Below are 228 nucleotides of genomic sequence, written 5' to 3'. Positions count from 1 at the left end.
AGGAATTTGCCTCTAGAAAGCTTGCAAAATCTACTCGTTATCAGCGGGGTGATGTGTCCAGTAGGCCGAGGGTCCTGTCTTGCCAGGCTCCGAACATGATATCAGCGATTGCGCGCACCGTATCGTCATCGTCCTTGCCGAGTTCTTTTAGTTTGCCGAGGCAGATATGTTTGCAAAACGCGAGCGCCGCCTGGCGCACGATCATACTCTTGCCGTTCATCGTGCGAT

General features: G+C 53.1%; 1 protein-coding gene. It reads right to left on the bottom strand.

The annotated features are described in order from the left end of the window. Positions 1 to 40: 40 nt before the first annotated feature. Positions 41 to 228: hypothetical protein (locus tag KVT28_RS27640; RefSeq protein ID WP_217551555.1), on the bottom strand; the 188-nt coding region annotated here is incomplete at its 5' end.

This window comes from Pantoea sp. GbtcB22, from assembly GCF_019091025.1.
GTDB lineage: Bacteria > Pseudomonadota > Gammaproteobacteria > Enterobacterales > Enterobacteriaceae > Pantoea > Pantoea leporis.
This window is presented reverse-complemented; position numbering and strand designations above follow the sequence as displayed.